This is a genomic window from Nonomuraea sp. NPDC005983 (assembly GCF_040614375.1).
In the GTDB taxonomy this organism is placed as follows: Bacteria; Actinomycetota; Actinomycetes; order Streptosporangiales; family Streptosporangiaceae; genus Nonomuraea.
In genome coordinates, this window is the sequence record NZ_JBEXUP010000032.1 from 52,168 (window position 1) to 68,919 (window position 16,752).

The window sequence follows — 16,752 nt, forward strand, 5'->3', positions numbered from 1 at the left end:
ACAGGGAGGGCCTTGACACATTATTCTGTTGCGCTATGAGCAACAGCTCCGTGCAGTCCGTCGACCGGGCGATCGCGATCCTGGAGATCCTGGCGCGCAGAGGAGCCACCCGCGTGACCGACCTCGCCGTCGAGCTGGCCGTGCACAAGTCCACGGCGTTCCGGCTGCTCGCGGCGCTCGAACAGGGTGGCCTGGTGGAGCAGACCGGCGACCGCGGACGCTACCGGCTCGGCTTCGGGGTGGTCCGGCTGGCGGGCGCGGCCACGGCGCAGCTCGACCTGTCGAAGGAGAGCCGCAAGGTGTGCCTGCGCCTGGCCGAGGAGGTGGGCGAGACCGTCAACGTGGCCGTGCCGCAGGACGGTCACGCGGTCAACATCAGCCAGGTGCGCGGCCCTGCCGCGATCAGCGGGCACAACTGGGTCGGCCAGCGCACCCCGGCGCACGCCACGTCCAGCGGGAAGGTGCTGCTGGCGTTCGGCGCGCTGCCGCTGCCCGCCCAGCTGGAGCGCTACACCCCTGCGACGATCACGGACCCAACCGGGCTGGGCCTGGCGCAGATCAGGGAGCGCGGCTGGGCCTGCACGCTCGAGGAGCTGGAGGTGGGGCTGAACGCGGTCGCCGCGCCGGTCAGGGGCAGCGACGGGGTCGTGGTCGCGGCCGTCAGCGCCTCGGGCCCCTCCTACCGGCTCACTCCTGAGCGGCTGCCCGAGGTGGGCAGGCTGCTGGCCGCGGGCGCGCGGGAAATCAGTCAGCGAATCGGCTATTACCGTTGAGCCATGTGCAGAAGCATCAAGACCCTGCGTCCCCCGTACACCGAGGACGTGACGGAGGAGGACGTGCGCGCGGCCGCCCTGCAGTACGTGCGGAAGATCTCCGGGTTCCGTGCGCCCGCCGCGCACAACGCCGAGGCGTTCGACCGGGCGGTGGAGGCGGTCGCCAGGGCGTCGGAGGACCTGCTGGGGGCGTTGCAGGTTCGCGGCGGACGTTGACAGCTCCCGCCGGTGGGGAAGGTCTCCCGGGTGTGACCTCCACCACGATCCGGACAGGGAGCTCCCATGATCAGCGGGCTGTACCAGGGCCAGGACGGCGACTCCCGGCTGGAGCTCCGGATCGACGTCGACGGGGCCAGGCCCACCGGCCGGGTGAGCGGCGACCTGTTCTCGGTGGCGGGGGCGACGACGTCCTACTTCGGCTCGTTCGTGGTCACCTCGCCCGCCGTCCGCGCGGAGGGTGACGAGACGCGCGTCGACGGGCACGGCACGTTCACCTTCGACACCCCTGCCACCTTCGGCACCGCGGCCACCTTCGGCACCGCGGCGACGGAGGTGAGCGTCACCCTCACCGGCACGACGGGGACGGCCACCGTCGCGGGCCGCACATACCGGCTGGCGTTCGCCTCGCCGTACTTCCGCAGCGTGCTGCTGGAGCAGGACACCGTGGCGGGGGCGGTGCCGTTCGTCGCCTACGACACGGGCACGCTGCCCGGCCCCACCGGCCTGACGGCCAGGGAGCTCAGCGTGATCGGGGCCTTCAGGGAGGCGGGCGTCGACCTGACGACGGCCCCGCCGGGCGTGATCCCGGTCGAGGGGTCGGAAGCCGACCTGGCGTGGGACGACGCCGAACTGCACCACGCCATGACGCAGCAGTTCTCGCTGCTCTCCGACGCTCCGGCGTGGCGGGTGTGGCTGCTGGTGGCCAGCAAGCACGTGGCCGGCTACCGGGGCATCATGTTCGACTACAACGACGCCCACCAGCGGCAGGGCTCGGCCGTGTTCTACGACGCGATCAGGGGCGACACCCCGCAGGCGCAGCGCGCGCAGCTGCGCACCTACGTCCACGAGCTCGGGCACGCCTTCAACCTGCTGCACTCGTGGCAGAAGAACCTCGGCACGCCGCCGCAGCCGCTGGGCCCCGGCGGCGGCTTCGGCGACCTGTCATGGATGAACTACGTGCAGAACTACCAGCCCGGCGGCGAGCCGGCGTACTGGGCGGCCTTCCCGTTCCAGTTCACCGACGTCGAGCTGGTCCACCTGCGGCACGGCTTCTACCGGGACGTGGCCATGGGCGCGAACGCGTTCGGCACGGGCGCGGCCGAGGTCGCCCCCTTCGAGCAGCCCGTCGAGGACCACTCGGGGCTCCGGCTGGAGCTGCGAGCCAAGGACGGGTTCGGCTTCGGCGAGCCGGTGGTGGTGGAGCTCAAGCTGTCCACGGCGCCGTCCGCCGGCGGGGAGCCCCGCACCACGCACGGCCACCTGCACCCCGACACCGAGTTCACCCAGGTCTGCATCACCCAGCCGTCCGGCAGGACCGTGCTGTACCGGCCGATGATGCGGCACTGCGTCGACACCTCTCGCGACATCCGGCTGGACTCGGGCAACCCGGCCATGTACCGCAGCGCCTACATCGGGCACGGGCGCGACGGGCACTACTTCCAGCAACCCGGCGAGTACCAGGTGCGAGCGCAGTACGTGGCCGCCGACGGCTCCCGCATCGTCTCCCCCGCGTGCCTGGTCAGGGTCCGCTACCCGGTCGGCGGCGACGACCACCGGGTGGCCGAGCTGATGCTGGGCGAGGAGCAGGGCCGGCTGTTCTCGCTGCTCGGCTCCGACTCGCCCGCCCTGCGGGCCGGGAACGCCGCTCTCGACGAGCTGATCGACCGGTACGCCGGGCACCCGCTGACCGTCTACGCCCGGATGGTGAAGGGGCTCAACGCCGAGCGGGAGTTCAAGGCGCTGACGGCGGACAAGCGGCTGCGCATCCGGCCACCGGACCCGAAGCAGGGCATCGAGCAGCTCACCGAGGTGTCCAGGGACGCGAGCATCGACAACATCACGCTCAACATGGTGATGCGCCGCCTGGCCAGAGCCGAGGCCCGGCAGGGCGACCTCGACCGGGCGAACGCGGTGATGGACCGGATGGTCGCGACGTTCGAGGCGAAGGGCGTCAATCCCATCGTGATGGGGCAGATCAGGCGGCAGGCCGACCTGACGAAGGCCGCGCTCAGTGCCGAAGCGTGACGGGCCGCCCCGCCGAGCAATGGATCCTGAGCTTGACGTCGTCGCCCTCGTCGGGGTCGAACTCGACCCTGGCCTCGCGGCCGGGGCCGGGCTCGACGGCGTCGACGGAGTAGCCCTGGGCGGGGGTCCACGAGCGCAGCGTCACCTGGTCGCCGTCGCAGGCGGCGATCACGCTGCCGCCCTCGGTGCGGACAAGACCGCCGTCACCGGGCGTCGCCGGCGCGGTGGGCGTCCCCGTCGGGCGGGCCACGGGCGGCCGGGTGGTGGCGGTGGCGGTGGCGAGCGCGGCGCGGATCTCCGCCTGGCTCAGGACGCGGCTGGACGTGCCGGTGAGCCCGCCGCCGAGCAGGCCGAGCACCGCCACGGCCGCCGCCGTCGCGGCGACGGCGGTGACGGCCCAGGCCAGCACGAGGCGCTTCACCCGCTCAGCCTCCCCCACGTACGGCTAAAGGCAGGTTAACGCCACGATAAGGGCGCTCGGCTCATCGCCCGAAAACCTCTAGGTTCCGTATATGGCCGACATTCTGCTCATCGAGGACGACGTGACGATCCGCACGGCGCTCGGCCGTGGCCTGCGGGAGCTCGGCCATGCCGTCTCCTCCTCCCCCACCGCGCTCGACGGCCTGCGGATGGCCGTCCAGGACCGTCCGGATCTGATCGTCCTCGACCTCGGGCTGCCCGACCTCGACGGCGGCGAGCTGCTGCGGATGCTGCGCGCCGTCAGCCGGGTGCCGGTGATCGTGGCGACCGCCCGCGACGGCGACGCCGAGATGGTGCCGGTGCTCGACGCGGGCGCCGACGACTACGTCGTCAAGCCGTACAGCGCGGCGCAGCTCGACGCGCGGATCAGAGCGGTGCTGCGGCGCGCGGGGGCGCCCGCGCCCGAGCCGCTGGTGGTGGGCGCGCTGCGGGTGGACCCGCGCGCCCGGACGGCGACGCTCGACGGCGTGGCGCTGGACCTGACGCCGCGCGAGTTCGACGTGCTGCACCACCTCGCCGCCCGGCCCGGCGAGGTCGTCACCAAGCGGCAGCTCCTCACGGAGGTCTGGCAGCTCCCCTACGGCGGCGCCGACAAGACCGTGGACGTCCACCTGTCGTGGCTGCGCAGGAAGCTGGGCGAGACCGCGTCCGAGCCCCGCTACCTGCACACGGTGCGCGGGGTCGGGGTCAAGCTGGTCGAGCCGTCGTGAGGCGGTGGCTGGCGCTGCTGGTGGCGGCCACCACGTCGGTCGTGCTGATCGCGCTGCTGGTGCCGATGGCGCTGCTGATCCGGGCCGTGGCGGAGAACGGCGCGATGGCCAGGGCGACCGCCTCGGCCGAGTCGGTGTCCGTCGCGGTCGGGACCCCCGAGCTGCCGGTCGCCGTCGAGCAGGTGGCGCGTCCGGTGACGGTGTTCCTCCCTGACGGGCGCACGCTCGGCGCGCCCGCCCCTCGCAGCGACGCGGTGCGGCTGGCCGCGACGGGCCGCAGCGTCACCGCCGCCGCGTCCGGGGGCAGGGAGGTGCTGGTCTCGGCGCAGTCGCCGGAGGGCGCGGCCGTGATCAGGGTGTTCGTGCCCGACGACGAGCTGCTGCGCGGCGTTCGGGAGGCGTGGCTGGCGCTGGCGGGGCTCGGGCTGGCGCTGGTGGTGCTGGGCATCGTCCTGGCCGACCGGCTGGCACTCGCCGTGACCAGGCCGGTCGTCGGGCTGGCGGGCGTCTCGCACCGGCTGGCGGGCGGCGATCTCGCCGCCCGCGCGGAACCGGGCGGTCCGCCGGAGGTCCGTTCCGTGGCGCTCGCGCTCAACCACCTCGCGGGCCGCATCGGCGACCTCCTGACGGCCGAGCGCGAGTCGGTGGCGGACCTGTCGCACCGCCTCCGCACCCCTCTGACGGGCCTCAGGCTGGACGTGGAGGCGCTGCGCGACCCCGAGGAGGCGGCCCGCGTCGGGGCCAGGGTGGACGCCCTTGAGCGCGCCGTCAGCGCCGTCATCACCGACGCCCGCCGCCGCTCCGCCGGGCGGGAGACCTGCGACGCGACCGGCGTGGTGCGGGAGCGGGTGCGCTTCTGGTCCGTGCTGGCCGAGGACCAGGGGCGGGACGTCTCAGTGTCGCTGCCGCCCGGCGAGCTGCCGGTGGCGGTGGGGGGCGAGGAACTGGCCGCCTGCGTCGACGCGCTGCTGGGCAACGTGTTCGCGCACACCCCCGAGGGGGCGTCCCTGTCGGTGCGGCTCGCGCCGCATCCCTCACGGGCCGTCCTGACGGTCAGCGACTCGGGGCCCGGCTTCGACGCGTCGCTGCTGGAGCGGGGCAGCAGCGGCGGCGGCTCGACCGGGCTCGGGCTCGACATCGCCCGCCGGACCGCCGAATCCTCGGGCGGCCACCTGTCGGTCACGTCGTCACCGGCGGGGGGCGCGAGCGTCGAGGTGGTCTTAACCCGCGCTTAGCGCGCGGTTACCGGTGATCGCGGTTCAGTACGGGCATGCGAATCACCAAGAAGCTCATCGCAGCAGGAGCAGGGGCCGTCGTGCTGGTCGCGGGTGGAGGCGCCGCCTTCGCCGCGTCCACCGCCGCCCCCAAGGTCACGGCCGAGCGGGCCATCGAGATCGCGCACCGGCAGGTGCCGGGCGCCTGGGTCAAGGAGGTCGGCCACGACGACCGCGGCGCCCGCCCGGACGTCTGGGAGGTCGAGCTGGTCAAGGGCGCCGTGGAGCACGAACTCGACATCGACGCCGGCACCGGCCGCCTCCTGCGCCACCAGACCCACCGCGTGGGCGCGGACGACCACGGCGGCCGCGGAAGGGAGCGGGGAGACGACCACGGCGGGCACCACGACGACTGACGGCGACTGACGCCGCCCGCCGTGGGTGTGGTCAGCAGCTGGACAGGACGCCCTCCATGGCGGTCTTCTCCGCTGCCGTCACCCACACCTCGTACTTGGTCTTCACCTCGATCTGCCGGGCGATGTAGGCGCAGCGGTAGTCCTTGCGCGGGGGCAGCCAGGTGGCCGCGTCGCTGTCGCTCTTCTGGTTGTTGAGCGGGCCGTCCACGGCGAGCAGGTTCAGGGGGTCGTTGGCGAACTCCTTGCGCTTGCTCGCCGCCCACTGCTGGGCGCCCTTCTGCCAGGCGTCCGAGAGCGGCACCAGGTGGTCGATCTGGACGGCGGTGCTGGTGTCCTGGCCGCGTTTGAAGTCGATCGTCTTACCGCTGTAGGGGTCGTCGAGGACGCCGCTGAGCACGATGCAGTCGTGGGTGCCCGGCTTGAACTTCTCGTCGCGCAGGTCGCGCTTGAGGATGTCGTTGCGGGTGTCGCAGCCGTTGTGGTCGACGTCGGCCCAGGCGGGGCCGAAGTTGTCGCGGTTGAAGCCGGTGCGGGGCGCGCGGCCCTTGACCGCGAGCTTGGCGAGCTTCTTGCGGGCGTCGGCGACGTCCGCGGACGAGCCCTTGCCGGATGTGGGGGACGACGTCCGCGCGTCCAGCCCGCCACAGCCTGCGACCAACGTCACAGCAGTCAAACATGCCCCTATCGCCCGTAACTGCACCACAGAACCCCCAAGTCACTTTTTCGTAAATTCTACGTATAGTGACTACCCGGAGCGGCCCAACTATCCCGCGAGAGCGTCAAGCAGCCACTCGGCCAGGTACGACGTGAACGACGACCGGACGTGGACGCGGTACCCCTCCTCCGTCCGCTCCAGGATCACCGGGGCCTTGCCGAGCAGGGTCTGGGCGTGCGTGGTGAACACCGACGGGTCCAGGTCGAGCGGGCAGCCGGTGATCAGGACGTCGAGCGCGCCGGGGCCCGACAGCTCCAGCACGGTTCGCTGGCCGGAGACGTCCACCCAGTCCGGGCGGCCCTGCCCGGCCACCAGCCACCAGTCGGGGCCCAGCCTGAGGCCGCGGCCCGGGTCCGTCCCGCGCACCTCCCACATGCGCAGGAACGGCACCTCACGCAGCCTCACCGACTCGGTGGAGGCCGCCGCGAACCGGGCGGCGAACGCGGCGGCCGGGCTCTCCGCGCGACACTCCCCCACCGTCCCCGCGGGCACCGTCCCCGCGAACACGGGATCGCCGTCGCGCCGGGCGTTGTCCGGGTCGTGGAAGACCGGCTCCACCACCGTCACCTGGACGGCCCCCGCCCCGGACACCGCGATCAGCCGGTCTCCTGACGCCACGTCGCGCACCATGGCCAGGCCGAACGGCCGTCCCAGCGTCCCGGCCGGGTAGCTGGACGTCACGTGGCCCAGCATCGGCCCCGTGGTGCCCGGCGCCACCAGCTGCGCGCCCTCCTCCACATGGGTGTCCGGCAGCAGCCCCACCAGGTGTTTGCGGCCGGGGCGCGAGGTGTCGGGGCGGGCGTGCGAGCGCTTGCCCACGAAGTCCGGCTTGCGCTTGGAGACCAGCCACGACATGCCGAGGTCCTGCGGGGTAGCAGTCCCGTCGGTCTCCTGGCCGACGATGGCGAACCCCTTCTCGGCCCGCAGCACGTGCATGGTCTCCGTCCCGTACGGCACCGCCCCCAGGTCGAGCACCGTCTCCCAGAGCGACCTGCCGTACCACCAGGGCACGTTGACCTCGTACGCCAGCTCGCCCGAGAAGCTGATCCTGAACACCCGGCCCTCGACGCCGAGCACCGCGGTGGCGGCGTACGTCATGAACGCCAGCTCCGACGCCCCCGGCGCGATCGCGGCGATGATCTCGCGCGCCTTCGGGCCCGCCACGGCGACCGTGGCCCAGTGGTCCGTCACGGACGTGAACCGGACGTCCAGGCCGGGCCACTCGGTCTGCCGCCACTCCTCCAGCCAGTCGAGCACGGCCGCCGCGTTGCCCGTGGTGGTGGTCGTCAGGAAGTGGTCATCGGCGAGGCGGGTGGTGGTGCCGTCGTCGAAGACCATGCCGTCGGCGGTGCACATCACCCCGTACCGACACGAACCGACGCTCAGCGTGGAGTACAGGTTCGTGTAGACGCGGTCGAGGAACTCCGCGGCGTCCGCGCCCCTGATGTCGATCTTGCCGAGCGTGGAGGCGTCCATGGCGGCGACCGCGGTGCGGGCCGCGTGGGACTCGCGCAGCACCGCCTGCTCCATCGTCTCGCCGTCCAGCGGGAAGTACCGCGGACGCTTCCACTGGCCGACGTCCTCGAAGACCGCGCCCCTGGCGACGTGCGAGGCGTGCAGGGCGGTGGTCCTGACCGGGTCGGACAGGACGCCGCGGTCGCGCCCCGCCAGCGTGGCGAAGGACACCGGCGCGTACGGCGGGCGGAACGTGGTCGTGCCCACCTGGCCCGGCGCGGCCCCGAGCAGCGCCGCCATCACGCCCACCACGACGGCTCCCGAGGTTTTGCCCTGGTCGGCGCCGGTGCCCGCGGTGGTGTAGCGCTTGACGTGCTCGACCGAGCGCATTCCGGTGCCCGCCGCTCTCGCCAGGTCGGCCACGGTGACGTCCCGGTGCAGGTCCACGAAGGACACGGCGTCGGACTCCGGGTCGCCGGGCCCCGCCTTCCAGAGCGCGGCGGGCTCCCTGAGCGCCGACTCGTTGCTGACCGGAGCGCGCAAGCCGGTCCCGTCCGGGAAGCCCGCCAGCCGGGCCGCCTCGGCTCCGGCCGCGTGGCCGTCCTCGATCGCGGCCGTCGTGTCGTACAGGCCTCTGCACGCGCCCGCCGACCGCTCGGCCTGGGCCGACAGGTCCGGGACGAACGCCTGCGCGGCCTCGTCGAACCTGACGCGGCCCTGCGACTGGCTGAACAGGTGGACGGCCGGGTTCCAGCCGCCCGCCACGGCCAGCAGGTCGGCCTCGAAGTACCGCTCCCCCACCTGGACGCCGGTGAGCAGGCCGTCGGCGTCGGCGCTGGTGCCGGTGACGGTCTGCCCGGCGAGGACGTCGGCCTGCGCGGGCAGCCCCGCCGGGCGCGGGTCCACGATCGCGGCGATCTCCACCCCGGCCGCCAGCAGGTCGCGGGCGGCCTCGTAACCGGAGTCCGCGCAGGCGAACACCACCGCGCGACGTCCCGGACGCACCCCGTAGCGGTTGGCGTAGGCGCGGGCGGCGGACGCGAGCATCACCCCCGGACGGTCGTTGCCAGGGAAGGCGGGCGAGCGCTCGTGCGCGCCCGTCGCGAGCACGACCCGGCGGGCCCGGAAGTGCCACAGCCGCTCACCGCGCTCGCGACGCTCCACCGCGATCACGTAGTTGTGGTCGTAGTACCCGATCGCCGTCGTCCTGGTGAGCACCCGGGCCCGCAGGCGGCCCCGCACCGCGTCCACCCAGCCGAGGGCTGGAGCCCCGTCCAGCCGGACGCGGCTGTTCAGCAGGTCGCCGCCGAGCCGCGGCTGGTCGTCCACGAGAATCACCCGCGCGCCCGACTCACCCGCCGCCAGCGCGGCGGCCAGGCCGGCCGGGCCGCCGCCGACCACCAGTACGTCGCAGTGCAGGTAGCCCTTGTCACAGCGGCGGTCGTCGGCGCCGGCATCGCCGTCGTCGTGCAGGCTCACCCGGCCCTTGCCGTTCAGGCTCCACGCCTCCAGCCCGTCGTGCAGCTCCACGGTGGTCGCCGCCACCATCGGGTCGGCACCGACCCTGACCAGCGCGTTCGGCTCCTCCGGTCCGGACGAGAAGACGCCGCGCGGCCGTCCGAGCTCGACGCCGCGCCCGACCACGCGCACACCGTTGGCCAGCAGCGCGGACGCCAGCGTGTCGCCGGGGTGCCCGTGCAGCGTGCGCCCGTCGAAGCTGAAGGACAGCGTGACCGAGCGGTCCACCAGGCCGCCCTCAGGCAGACGGGTCACAGCGCCTCCCTGACCACGGGCCGGATCTCGTGTGTGACCGTGTGTCGTTCGAGGGAGAACCACGTCCGGCAGCCGTGCACGTGGAACCAACGCTCGTGGAACCAGCCCTTGGGGTTGTCGCGGATGAACACGTACCCGGCCCACTCCTCGTCGGACAGCTCCGCTGGACGGTCGGGGTAGGCGATCCCCGCCTGGCCGCCGTACCGGAACTCGGTCTCGTCGCGGGGCCCGCAGTGCGGGCAGTCGATGAGCAGCATCAGCTCGCCTTTCAGTGACTCAGGGTGCGACTCAGGGGTGCGACGCGGGGTGCGGCGCCGGGTGCGGCTCAGTGCGCGACCGCCGCCGCGCCGTGCTCGTCGATGAGCGCCCCCGTGCTGAACCGGTCGAGCGCGAACGGCTCGGCCAGCGGATGCGGCTCGCCGTGCGCGATCGTGTGCGCGTACACCCAGCCGGAGCCCGGAGTGGCCTTGAAGCCGCCGGTGCCCCAGCCCGCGTTGACGTACAGGCCGTCCACCGGGGTCCGGCCGATGATGGGCGAGGCGTCGGGTGAGACGTCCACGATGCCCGCCCAGGTACGCAGCACCCGCACCCTGCTGAAGATCGGGAACAGCTCCAGCGCCGCCGCCATCTGCGCCTCGATGACGTGGAAACCACCGCGCTGGCCATAGGAGTTGTACGCGTCGATGCCCGCCCCCATGACCAGTTCGCCCTTGTGCGCCTGACTGACGTACACGTGCACGGCGTTCGACATGACCACGCAGTCGAGCACCGGTTCGAGCAGCTCCGACACGAGCGCCTGCAACGGGTGCGACTGGAGCGGCAGCCGGATCCCGGCCCGCTCCGCCAGCACCGACGTGTGCCCGGCGGACGCCAGCGCGACCTTCCCCGCCGCGATCCTCCCCCGCGAGGTCTGGACGGCCACCACCCGGTTCCCCGCGAGCTCGAACCCGGTGACCTCGCAGCCCTGGACGAGGTCGACACCGTACGCGTCGGCCTTGCGGGCCAGCGCCCAGGCGACGTGGTCGTGCTTGGCGATGCCGCCGCGCCGTTGCAACGTCGCGCCCAGGACCGGGTACCTGGCCTGGTCCGAGACGTTGATGATCGGGCAGAACTTCCTGACCTCGTCAGGGTCGAGCCACTCCGCGTCGACGCCGTTGAGCCGGTTGGCGTTGACCCTGCGCCTGCCCTCGCGGACGTCCCCGAGGTTGTGCGCCAGGTTGAGCACGCCGCGCTGGCTGAACTGCAGGTCGTAGTCGAGCTCGTCGCTCAGCCCCTCCCACAGCTTCAGGGAGTGCTCGTAGATGGCGGCGCTCTCGTCCCACAGGTAGTTGGAGCGGATGATCGTGGTGTTGCGGGCCATGTTGCCGCCGGCGAGCCAGCCCTTCTCCAGCACGGCGACGTTCTTGATCCCGTGGTTCCTGGCGAGGTAGTAGGCGGTGGCCAGGCCGTGCCCGCCGCCGCCGACGACGACCACGTCGTAGGACGGCCTGGGGTCGGGGTTGCGCCAGAGGAAGTCGGGGTGGGTCACCGTTTGATCTTCTCCATCCCGGGGTCGAACAGCGGCTCGGCGGCGACCTCGGCAGGGACGCGACGCCCGAAGTAGGAAATATCAACATGCGTCCCGGGTGCTGACAGCTCGATCGGCAGCCAGGCGTAGGCGATGGGACGCTGGATGGTATGCCCGTACGCGGCGCTGGTCACGTACCCGACGGTGCGACCCGCGTGCCGCACCGGCTCCCTGCCCATCACCACCTCGGTGCTGAGCAGCGGCACCAGCTTGCGGGTGATGTCCTCGGACAGGGCGTCGCCGCCGAGGAAGTCCTTGTCGCGCCTGACGGCGAAGCCCAGCCCGGCCTCGTACGGGTTGTGCTCGGGGGTCATGTCGACGCCCCAGAGCCGATAGCCCTTCTCCAGCCGGAGGCTGTTGAACGCGGCCCTGCCTCCAGCGATGGGCAGGCCGGTGGCCCAGAGCGTGTCCCACAGCTTGAGCCCCATGTCGGCCGTGGTGTACAGCTCCCAGCCCAGTTCGCCGACGTACGAGACGCGCATCGCGAGCACCGGAACCTGCGCGACATACCCCGATTTACAGGTGAAATAGCGGAAACCTTCGTGGGACAGGTCCATGTCCGTCAGCGGCTGCACCAACTCCCTGGCCCGCGGCCCCCACACCCCGATGCAGCAGGTGCCCGGCGTGAGATCGCGTACCTGGACGCCGCCGGGCGCGTGCCTGGTCAGCCAGTCGAGGTCCAGGTTGCCGTTGGCGCCCACCTGGAACCTGTCCTCCGACAGCCGCGCCACCGTCAGGTCCGACCGGACCCCGCCCCCGGGGTCCAGCAGCAGCGTGTAGGTGACCGAACCGGGCTTCTTGTCCACGTTGTTCGTGGTCAGGTGCTGCAGGAACGCCGCCGCGCCCGGCCCGGCGACCTCGATCCGCTTGAGCGGTGTCATGTCGTACAGCGCCACGCCCTCCCGGGTGGCGTGCGACTCGGCGGCAGCCACCGGCGACCAGTGGCGGGAGGCCCACGCGTCGCGCTGGGCCGCGCCCAGGAACGGCTCGACGGCCATGCCCCGCGCCTCCTCCGGCAGGTCACGCAGGTCGGTGCGGCGCCGCCGCACCAGGTCCTCCAGCAACGGCACGTTCGCCTCGAACCACTGCGGACGCTCCCATCCCGCCGCCTCCAGGAAGTACCCGCCCAACTCCCGCTGCCGTTGGTAGAACGGGCTCGTCCGCATCGGACGCGGCGACTCCATCGGCTGGAGCGGATGGATGACGTCGTAGACCTCGACGAAGTTCCGCTTGCCCCGCTCCTCGATGAACGCGGGCGACAGCTGCGCCTTCTCGAACCGGTTGAGGTCGCACTCGTGCAGGTCGGAGCCGGAGCGGCCGTCCACGAGCAGCTCGGCCAGCGCCCTGGCCACGCCCGCCGAGTGCGTCACCCAGACGGCCTCGGCCACCCAGAACCCGTCGAGGTGCGGCGCCTCCCCGATCAGCGGAAAACCGTCGGGGGTGAAGGAGAAGACGCCGTTGATCCCGTCCTCGTAGTGGGTCTGCTTCAGGGCGGGCAGCAACTCGACGGCGTCCCGCCAGGACGGGTCGAAGTCCTCCTCGGTGAACGCCTGCACCGACGGCATGACCGTGCCCTTCGGCCCGATCTCGTGCTGGGCGACCGGCATCGGCCGGTGGGCGTAGGAGCCGATCCCGATACGGTCACCGTGGGTGCGGAAGTACAGGTCCCGGTCCTGGTGCCGCAGGATCGGCCATCCGTCCGGCGCCGCGGCCTCTGCTCGGCCCGGCAGCGGGCCCGTCCTGGCGTACTGGTGGGCCAGCGAAAGCAGCGGCACGGTCAGCCCCGCCATCGCGCCGACCGTCGGCCCCCAGAACCCGGCCGCGCACACCACCACGTCGGCGGGGACGACCCGGTACTCGACGCCCTCCCCGCGCACCTCCACCGCGACGCCGGTGACCCTGCCGCCGCTCTGCTCGACGCCCAGAACGGTGTGATGCGCCAGGAACCGGGCACCCCGCTCGATCGCCCGAGCGGCCTGCCTCTCGCCGCAGGCCACCGCGGCCGCCAGCCCGTCCGTCGGGACGTGGAAGCCGCCGAGCACCTTGCCGGGGTCGAGCAGCGGCCAGAGCTCGACACATCGGTCGGCGTCGACCAGCCGCCCCTCGACGCCCCAGGACTCGGCCCACCCCTGCTTGCGTCCCAGGTCGGCCCAGCGCTCCGGCGTGGTCGCCACCTCCAGCCCGCCGACCTGCCGGAAACACCCCAGCTCGGTGTACTTGCGCACGGTGTAGGACGCGAACTCGGTCATCGTCTTGGACGGGTTCGTCTGAAAGACCAGTCCGGGAGCGTGCGAGCTCGACCCTCCGGTGGCGAAGAGCGGCCCCTGGTCGACGACGGTGACATCGGTCCACCCCCGCCCGGTGAGCTCATCGGCCAGGGCACAGCCCACGATGCCGGCTCCAACGATCACCAAACGGGGCCGGCCCACCATGCGCCCTCCGGTTGTTCCCTCATACGCAACAAGTACCGGACTACGCAACGAACATAGAGCGCCGATCATTCACAGACAAGTGCCCTCTTCGCCGCCGAGAGGACGAGAACACGGGTCGCCCCCGGAGCAGCCGACGCCCCGTGACCGGCGTGCCGGGCGGTCCGTTCGCGGACGCGTTGTCACGGCGGCCGGCCACGTACCGGTCAGAGGCCGTATTCCTGGAGGCCCTCAGCCACGTGCGGCGGGTGGCGGGTAACCACCGCGTGCCGTACCAGAAGGCGTCTCGAACCGCACGGCGGGACGCGCGCGAAAACAGCGCACACCCCGAACATCCGAGACGCCCGAACGTACGAGGACCTGAACATGCGAGAAAAAGCCACGCGGCGGGACGCACGCATACGTCCCGCCGCGGAAACGACCGACGCGCCCAGAAGGCGAAGCCGGAAACGAACGTACGTCATGCCGCGCGGCGGGATGCACGCATGCGCCCCGCCGCGGAAACGGCCGACGCGCCCAGAAGGCGAAGCCGAACGTAAGCAGAAAGGCTGATGCTTCGCTACGAGCGGCCGTACGCGTCTTCGAGGCGCTCGATGTCGTCCTCGTCGAAGTGGCCGAAGGCGACCTCGAGGATGCGGGCCGTCGGGCCGGACGAGCTCAGCCGGTGGGTCTGGCCGGCGCGGATGAGGACGCGGTCGCCCACCGCGGGCTCGATCCGTTCGCCGTTGACCTCGAAGACGCAGCCCGGGTCGAGCGCCACCCAGAGTTCGTCGCGGTGCTCGTGGCGCTGCAGGCTGAGGCGCTGCCCGGCCGCCACCTCGATGATCTTCACGGTGGACGACTCGTTCAGCGTGAAACGCTCGAAGTTCCCCCACGGGCGCTCGTCGCGCACCACTGTCGCAAGCCGGTCGATGTCCTGCATGTGCCCTCCAGATCACGGAATTCCGTGAGGCAAGCTATCAAGTGATCAACATCCCGCCGTCGACGGGGAGCGTGACCCCGGTGACGTACGACGACGCGTCCCCGGCCAGGAAGATCGCCGCCGCCACCAGCTCCGACGGGTCGCCCGGCCGCCCCATCGGGACCCGCTGCTCCAGCATCCGCTCCAGGTAGCCCGGCTTGTACTGCTCGGTCATCTCCGAGGCGAAGAAGCCGGGTTCGAGGCAGTTGACGCGAATCCCGCGCCTCCCGGTCCACTGCTGCGCCAGGTCTCTGGTCAGCCCGATCACGGCGGCCTTCGACGCGCTGTAGGCCGCCTGCGGCAGCCCCGCCGTGGTCTCACCGAGGATGCTGCCGATGTTGACGATCGACGACCCCGGCCGCATCACCCGCGCGCACGCCTGCGCCATCCAGTACGTGCCGTGCAGGTTGACCTCCACCACCTGGCGGAACTCCTCGGGCGGCTCCCGTAGCGCGGGCACCGCCGTGCCCATCCCGGCGTTGTTGATCAGTACGTCGACGGCCCCGAAGGCGGACACGGCCGAGGACACCAGCGCGTCGCAGTCCTCGACCCGGGTGACGTCCGTCTGCACGGCCAGGCACCGGCGGCCGGTCTCCTCGACCAGCCGCCGTGTCTCCTCCAGCCGCTCGCGACGCCGCGCCCCGATCACGATGTCGGCCCCCGCGGACGCCAGCCCGCGAGCGAAGGCCACTCCGAGCCCCGAGGACGCGCCGGTGACGATGGCGACCTTCCCCTCGAGGCTGAAGCGTTCGAGCATCGCTACAGCCCGTACTCCTTGACGATCCGCTCGTGCCGCTCCACCTCGACGTCGACCTCCTTGGCCAGGTCGAGCCAGGCCAGCGGGTGCGACCAGCGCTCGGTGGCGTCGTCGAGCAGGGCGTCGACCTCGACCGCCGAAACGTCCGGCGGCACCGCGACCCAGCCGAACACGCCCGGCAGCGGCTCACCGCTGGTGGGGTGGGTGACGGTGTAGTTCTCGTCGCTGTAGACCCACATCGGCCAGCCGCGCTCGGCCATGACCTCGGTGAACTCCGCCCAGTCCTCCTCGCTCGGCGCGGCGCCGTCGAAGAAGTAGCTGGTGTACCCGCCGGAGCGGAGGATCTGCACCGCGGCGAAGGGCGGCACGAAGTTCTGCTGCTCCTGGGGGTCTTCGGGGACCGGCTCCAGCAGCTGCGGGTCGAACACGACCAGGTCGCCGGCGTTGTACTCCATGCCGCGCGGCTGCGGCAGCGCGAGCCTGGCGGTGGCGGGGCCGGTGCGGATGGACAGCACCTGCCGCTGACCGCCGTCGGGACCGGGGAGGATGATCCGGATCAGGCCCATCTCCTCGTCGATGGGCCCCTCGGTGGACTTGATCGGCATGCCGATCTTGGCCGCGCCCTTGCGGACGGTCGCCCAGTCTTCGGCGGCGGTGGCCATGACGACCATCCGCCACACGTCCTCGTCGGTGAGCTCGTCGAGGACGTCGAGGAGGGTCTGGGCGCCCTTGGCGGGGTCGTCGAGCTGCTGCGCGGCACCGGCCAGCAGGCGGCGCGCCTCCACGCCCGCGCCCGCCGCGACGGCGTGCTCGGCCGCATCGAGGGCTTCCTGCCAGCGCTCGCGGGCGCTGTGCAGGCGGGCCAGCGCGAGGTGCTGGGCGTCTTGCGGCAGCATGGCCGCCATCTGCTCCAGCCGCTCGTCCTGGCGGGCCTCGACGAGCAGCGTGGTCAGGTAGGCCACGTCGTCGGGGTCGGCGGCGGCGATGTCACCGGAGTCGACGAGCAGCTGCCAGTAGATGTCGGCGCCCGTCGAGGGGTAGCCGAGGAAGCCGAGCGTGGTGGTGTGACGACGGGTGGCCTCCAGGTCGCTGCCCGACAGCGGGGCCAGCCAGCCGACCCAGCGCTCGGGGTCGGCGTTGTAGCCGTCGGCGGCGTCGAAGTAGGCGACGCGCTCCTCGACGGGGCCGGGCGCGGCGGGCTCGGTGGTGGCGTCGGCGGCGGCCCGCAGCGCGGCGACGCGCTCGGCCACGCCCTCGC

General features: G+C 72.3%; 14 protein-coding genes and 1 pseudogene. 6 read left to right on the forward strand and 9 right to left on the reverse strand.

The genetic code is table 11. The annotated features are described in order from the left end of the window. The first annotated feature begins 35 nt into the window (after window positions 1-35). The 3 genes from ABZ297_RS17075 to ABZ297_RS17085 all read left to right on the forward strand — a co-directional run bounded on the left by ABZ297_RS17075 (window position 36) and on the right by ABZ297_RS17085 (window position 3,017). Window positions 36-773, forward strand: coding sequence for an IclR family transcriptional regulator (locus ABZ297_RS17075; RefSeq protein WP_355346281.1), 738 nt, complete (start codon window positions 36-38; stop codon window positions 771-773). Between the two features lie 3 nt (window positions 774-776). Then, window positions 777-989 (forward strand): DUF2277 domain-containing protein, encoded by a 213-nt coding sequence (locus tag ABZ297_RS17080; RefSeq protein ID WP_355346284.1) that lies wholly within the window; start codon window positions 777-779, stop codon window positions 987-989. A gap of 66 nt (window positions 990-1,055) precedes the next feature. Next, the gene (locus ABZ297_RS17085; RefSeq protein ID WP_355346287.1) at window positions 1,056-3,017 is read left to right on the forward strand and encodes a hypothetical protein; all 1,962 of its coding nucleotides are present in this window, start codon (window positions 1,056-1,058) and stop codon (window positions 3,015-3,017) included. Here the strand turns inward: ABZ297_RS17085 and ABZ297_RS17090 are convergent. After that, a complete protein-coding gene (locus ABZ297_RS17090; protein ID WP_355346290.1) occupies window positions 3,001-3,438 on the reverse strand; it encodes a hypothetical protein in 438 nt (145 codons plus the stop codon). The genes ABZ297_RS17085 and ABZ297_RS17090 overlap by 17 nt on opposite strands. Before the next feature lie 91 nt (window positions 3,439-3,529). Here ABZ297_RS17090 and ABZ297_RS17095 point away from each other — a divergent pair, with 91 nt between their 5' ends. From ABZ297_RS17095 to ABZ297_RS17105, 3 genes are read left to right on the forward strand one after another with little or no spacing between them, the layout of a single operon-like run. After that, entirely contained in the window at window positions 3,530-4,207 is a 678-nt protein-coding gene (locus ABZ297_RS17095) for a response regulator transcription factor (protein ID WP_350805519.1), read from the forward strand. Continuing rightward, window positions 4,204-5,442, forward strand: a complete 1,239-nt coding sequence (locus ABZ297_RS17100) for a HAMP domain-containing sensor histidine kinase (RefSeq protein ID WP_355346292.1) — start codon at window positions 4,204-4,206, stop codon at window positions 5,440-5,442. Before ABZ297_RS17095 ends, ABZ297_RS17100 begins: the two co-directional genes overlap by 4 nt. 35 nt (window positions 5,443-5,477) lie before the next feature. Then, the gene (locus tag ABZ297_RS17105) at window positions 5,478-5,837 is read left to right on the forward strand and encodes a PepSY domain-containing protein (RefSeq protein ID WP_355346295.1); all 360 of its coding nucleotides are present in this window, start codon (window positions 5,478-5,480) and stop codon (window positions 5,835-5,837) included. A gap of 31 nt (window positions 5,838-5,868) precedes the next feature. Here the strand turns inward: ABZ297_RS17105 and ABZ297_RS17110 are convergent, their stop codons facing one another. The 8 genes and pseudogenes from ABZ297_RS17110 to ABZ297_RS17145 all read right to left on the reverse strand — a co-directional run. Further along, on the reverse strand, window positions 5,869-6,501 hold the full coding sequence (locus ABZ297_RS17110; protein ID WP_355346298.1) for an HNH endonuclease family protein: 633 nt from the start codon (window positions 6,499-6,501) through the stop codon (window positions 5,869-5,871). A 99-nt stretch (window positions 6,502-6,600) separates the two neighbouring features. Beyond that, window positions 6,601-9,780, reverse strand: coding sequence for a 2Fe-2S iron-sulfur cluster-binding protein (locus ABZ297_RS17115; RefSeq protein WP_355346301.1), 3,180 nt, complete (start codon window positions 9,778-9,780; stop codon window positions 6,601-6,603). Then, window positions 9,777-10,037: a sarcosine oxidase subunit delta gene (locus ABZ297_RS17120; RefSeq protein WP_355346304.1), complete on the reverse strand. Its 261-nt coding sequence runs from the start codon at window positions 10,035-10,037 to the stop codon at window positions 9,777-9,779. Before ABZ297_RS17120 ends, ABZ297_RS17115 begins: the two co-directional genes overlap by 4 nt. A gap of 68 nt (window positions 10,038-10,105) precedes the next feature. After that, window positions 10,106-11,308 carry a sarcosine oxidase subunit beta family protein gene (locus ABZ297_RS17125; RefSeq protein ID WP_355346307.1) on the reverse strand — a complete coding sequence of 401 codons (1,203 nt, stop codon included), beginning with the start codon at window positions 11,306-11,308 and terminating at the stop codon, window positions 10,106-10,108. Further along, the gene (locus tag ABZ297_RS17130) at window positions 11,305-13,779 is read right to left on the reverse strand and encodes an FAD-dependent oxidoreductase (protein WP_355346310.1); all 2,475 of its coding nucleotides are present in this window, start codon (window positions 13,777-13,779) and stop codon (window positions 11,305-11,307) included. Before ABZ297_RS17130 ends, ABZ297_RS17125 begins: the two co-directional genes overlap by 4 nt. Window positions 13,780-14,335: 556 nt before the next feature. Further along, window positions 14,336-14,698 (reverse strand): phosphomannose isomerase type II C-terminal cupin domain, encoded by a 363-nt coding sequence (locus ABZ297_RS17135; RefSeq protein ID WP_355346313.1) that lies wholly within the window; start codon window positions 14,696-14,698, stop codon window positions 14,336-14,338. A 37-nt stretch (window positions 14,699-14,735) separates the two neighbouring features. Beyond that, a complete protein-coding gene (locus ABZ297_RS17140) occupies window positions 14,736-15,494 on the reverse strand; it encodes a glucose 1-dehydrogenase (protein WP_355346316.1) in 759 nt (252 codons plus the stop codon). A gap of 2 nt (window positions 15,495-15,496) precedes the next feature. After that, window positions 15,497-16,752: pseudogene (locus ABZ297_RS17145) on the reverse strand (tetratricopeptide repeat protein); the annotation flags it as partial.

Excerpts from the sequence above, each read along its gene's own strand:
- ABZ297_RS17075 (WP_355346281.1), top strand. The coding sequence starts at position 36 with ATGAGCAACAGCTCCGTGCAGTCCGTCGACCGGGCGATCGCGATCCTG.
- ABZ297_RS17080 (WP_355346284.1), top strand. The coding sequence starts at position 777 with ATGTGCAGAAGCATCAAGACCCTGCGTCCCCCGTACACCGAGGACGTG.
- ABZ297_RS17085 (WP_355346287.1), top strand. The coding sequence starts at position 1,056 with ATGATCAGCGGGCTGTACCAGGGCCAGGACGGCGACTCCCGGCTGGAG.
- ABZ297_RS17095 (WP_350805519.1), top strand. The coding sequence starts at position 3,530 with ATGGCCGACATTCTGCTCATCGAGGACGACGTGACGATCCGCACGGCG.
- ABZ297_RS17105 (WP_355346295.1), top strand. The coding sequence starts at position 5,478 with ATGCGAATCACCAAGAAGCTCATCGCAGCAGGAGCAGGGGCCGTCGTG.
- ABZ297_RS17120 (WP_355346304.1), bottom strand. The coding sequence starts at position 10,037 with ATGCTGCTCATCGACTGCCCGCACTGCGGGCCCCGCGACGAGACCGAG.
- ABZ297_RS17130 (WP_355346310.1), bottom strand. The coding sequence starts at position 13,779 with ATGGTGGGCCGGCCCCGTTTGGTGATCGTTGGAGCCGGCATCGTGGGC.
- ABZ297_RS17135 (WP_355346313.1), bottom strand. The coding sequence starts at position 14,698 with ATGCAGGACATCGACCGGCTTGCGACAGTGGTGCGCGACGAGCGCCCG.
- ABZ297_RS17140 (WP_355346316.1), bottom strand. The coding sequence starts at position 15,494 with ATGCTCGAACGCTTCAGCCTCGAGGGGAAGGTCGCCATCGTCACCGGC.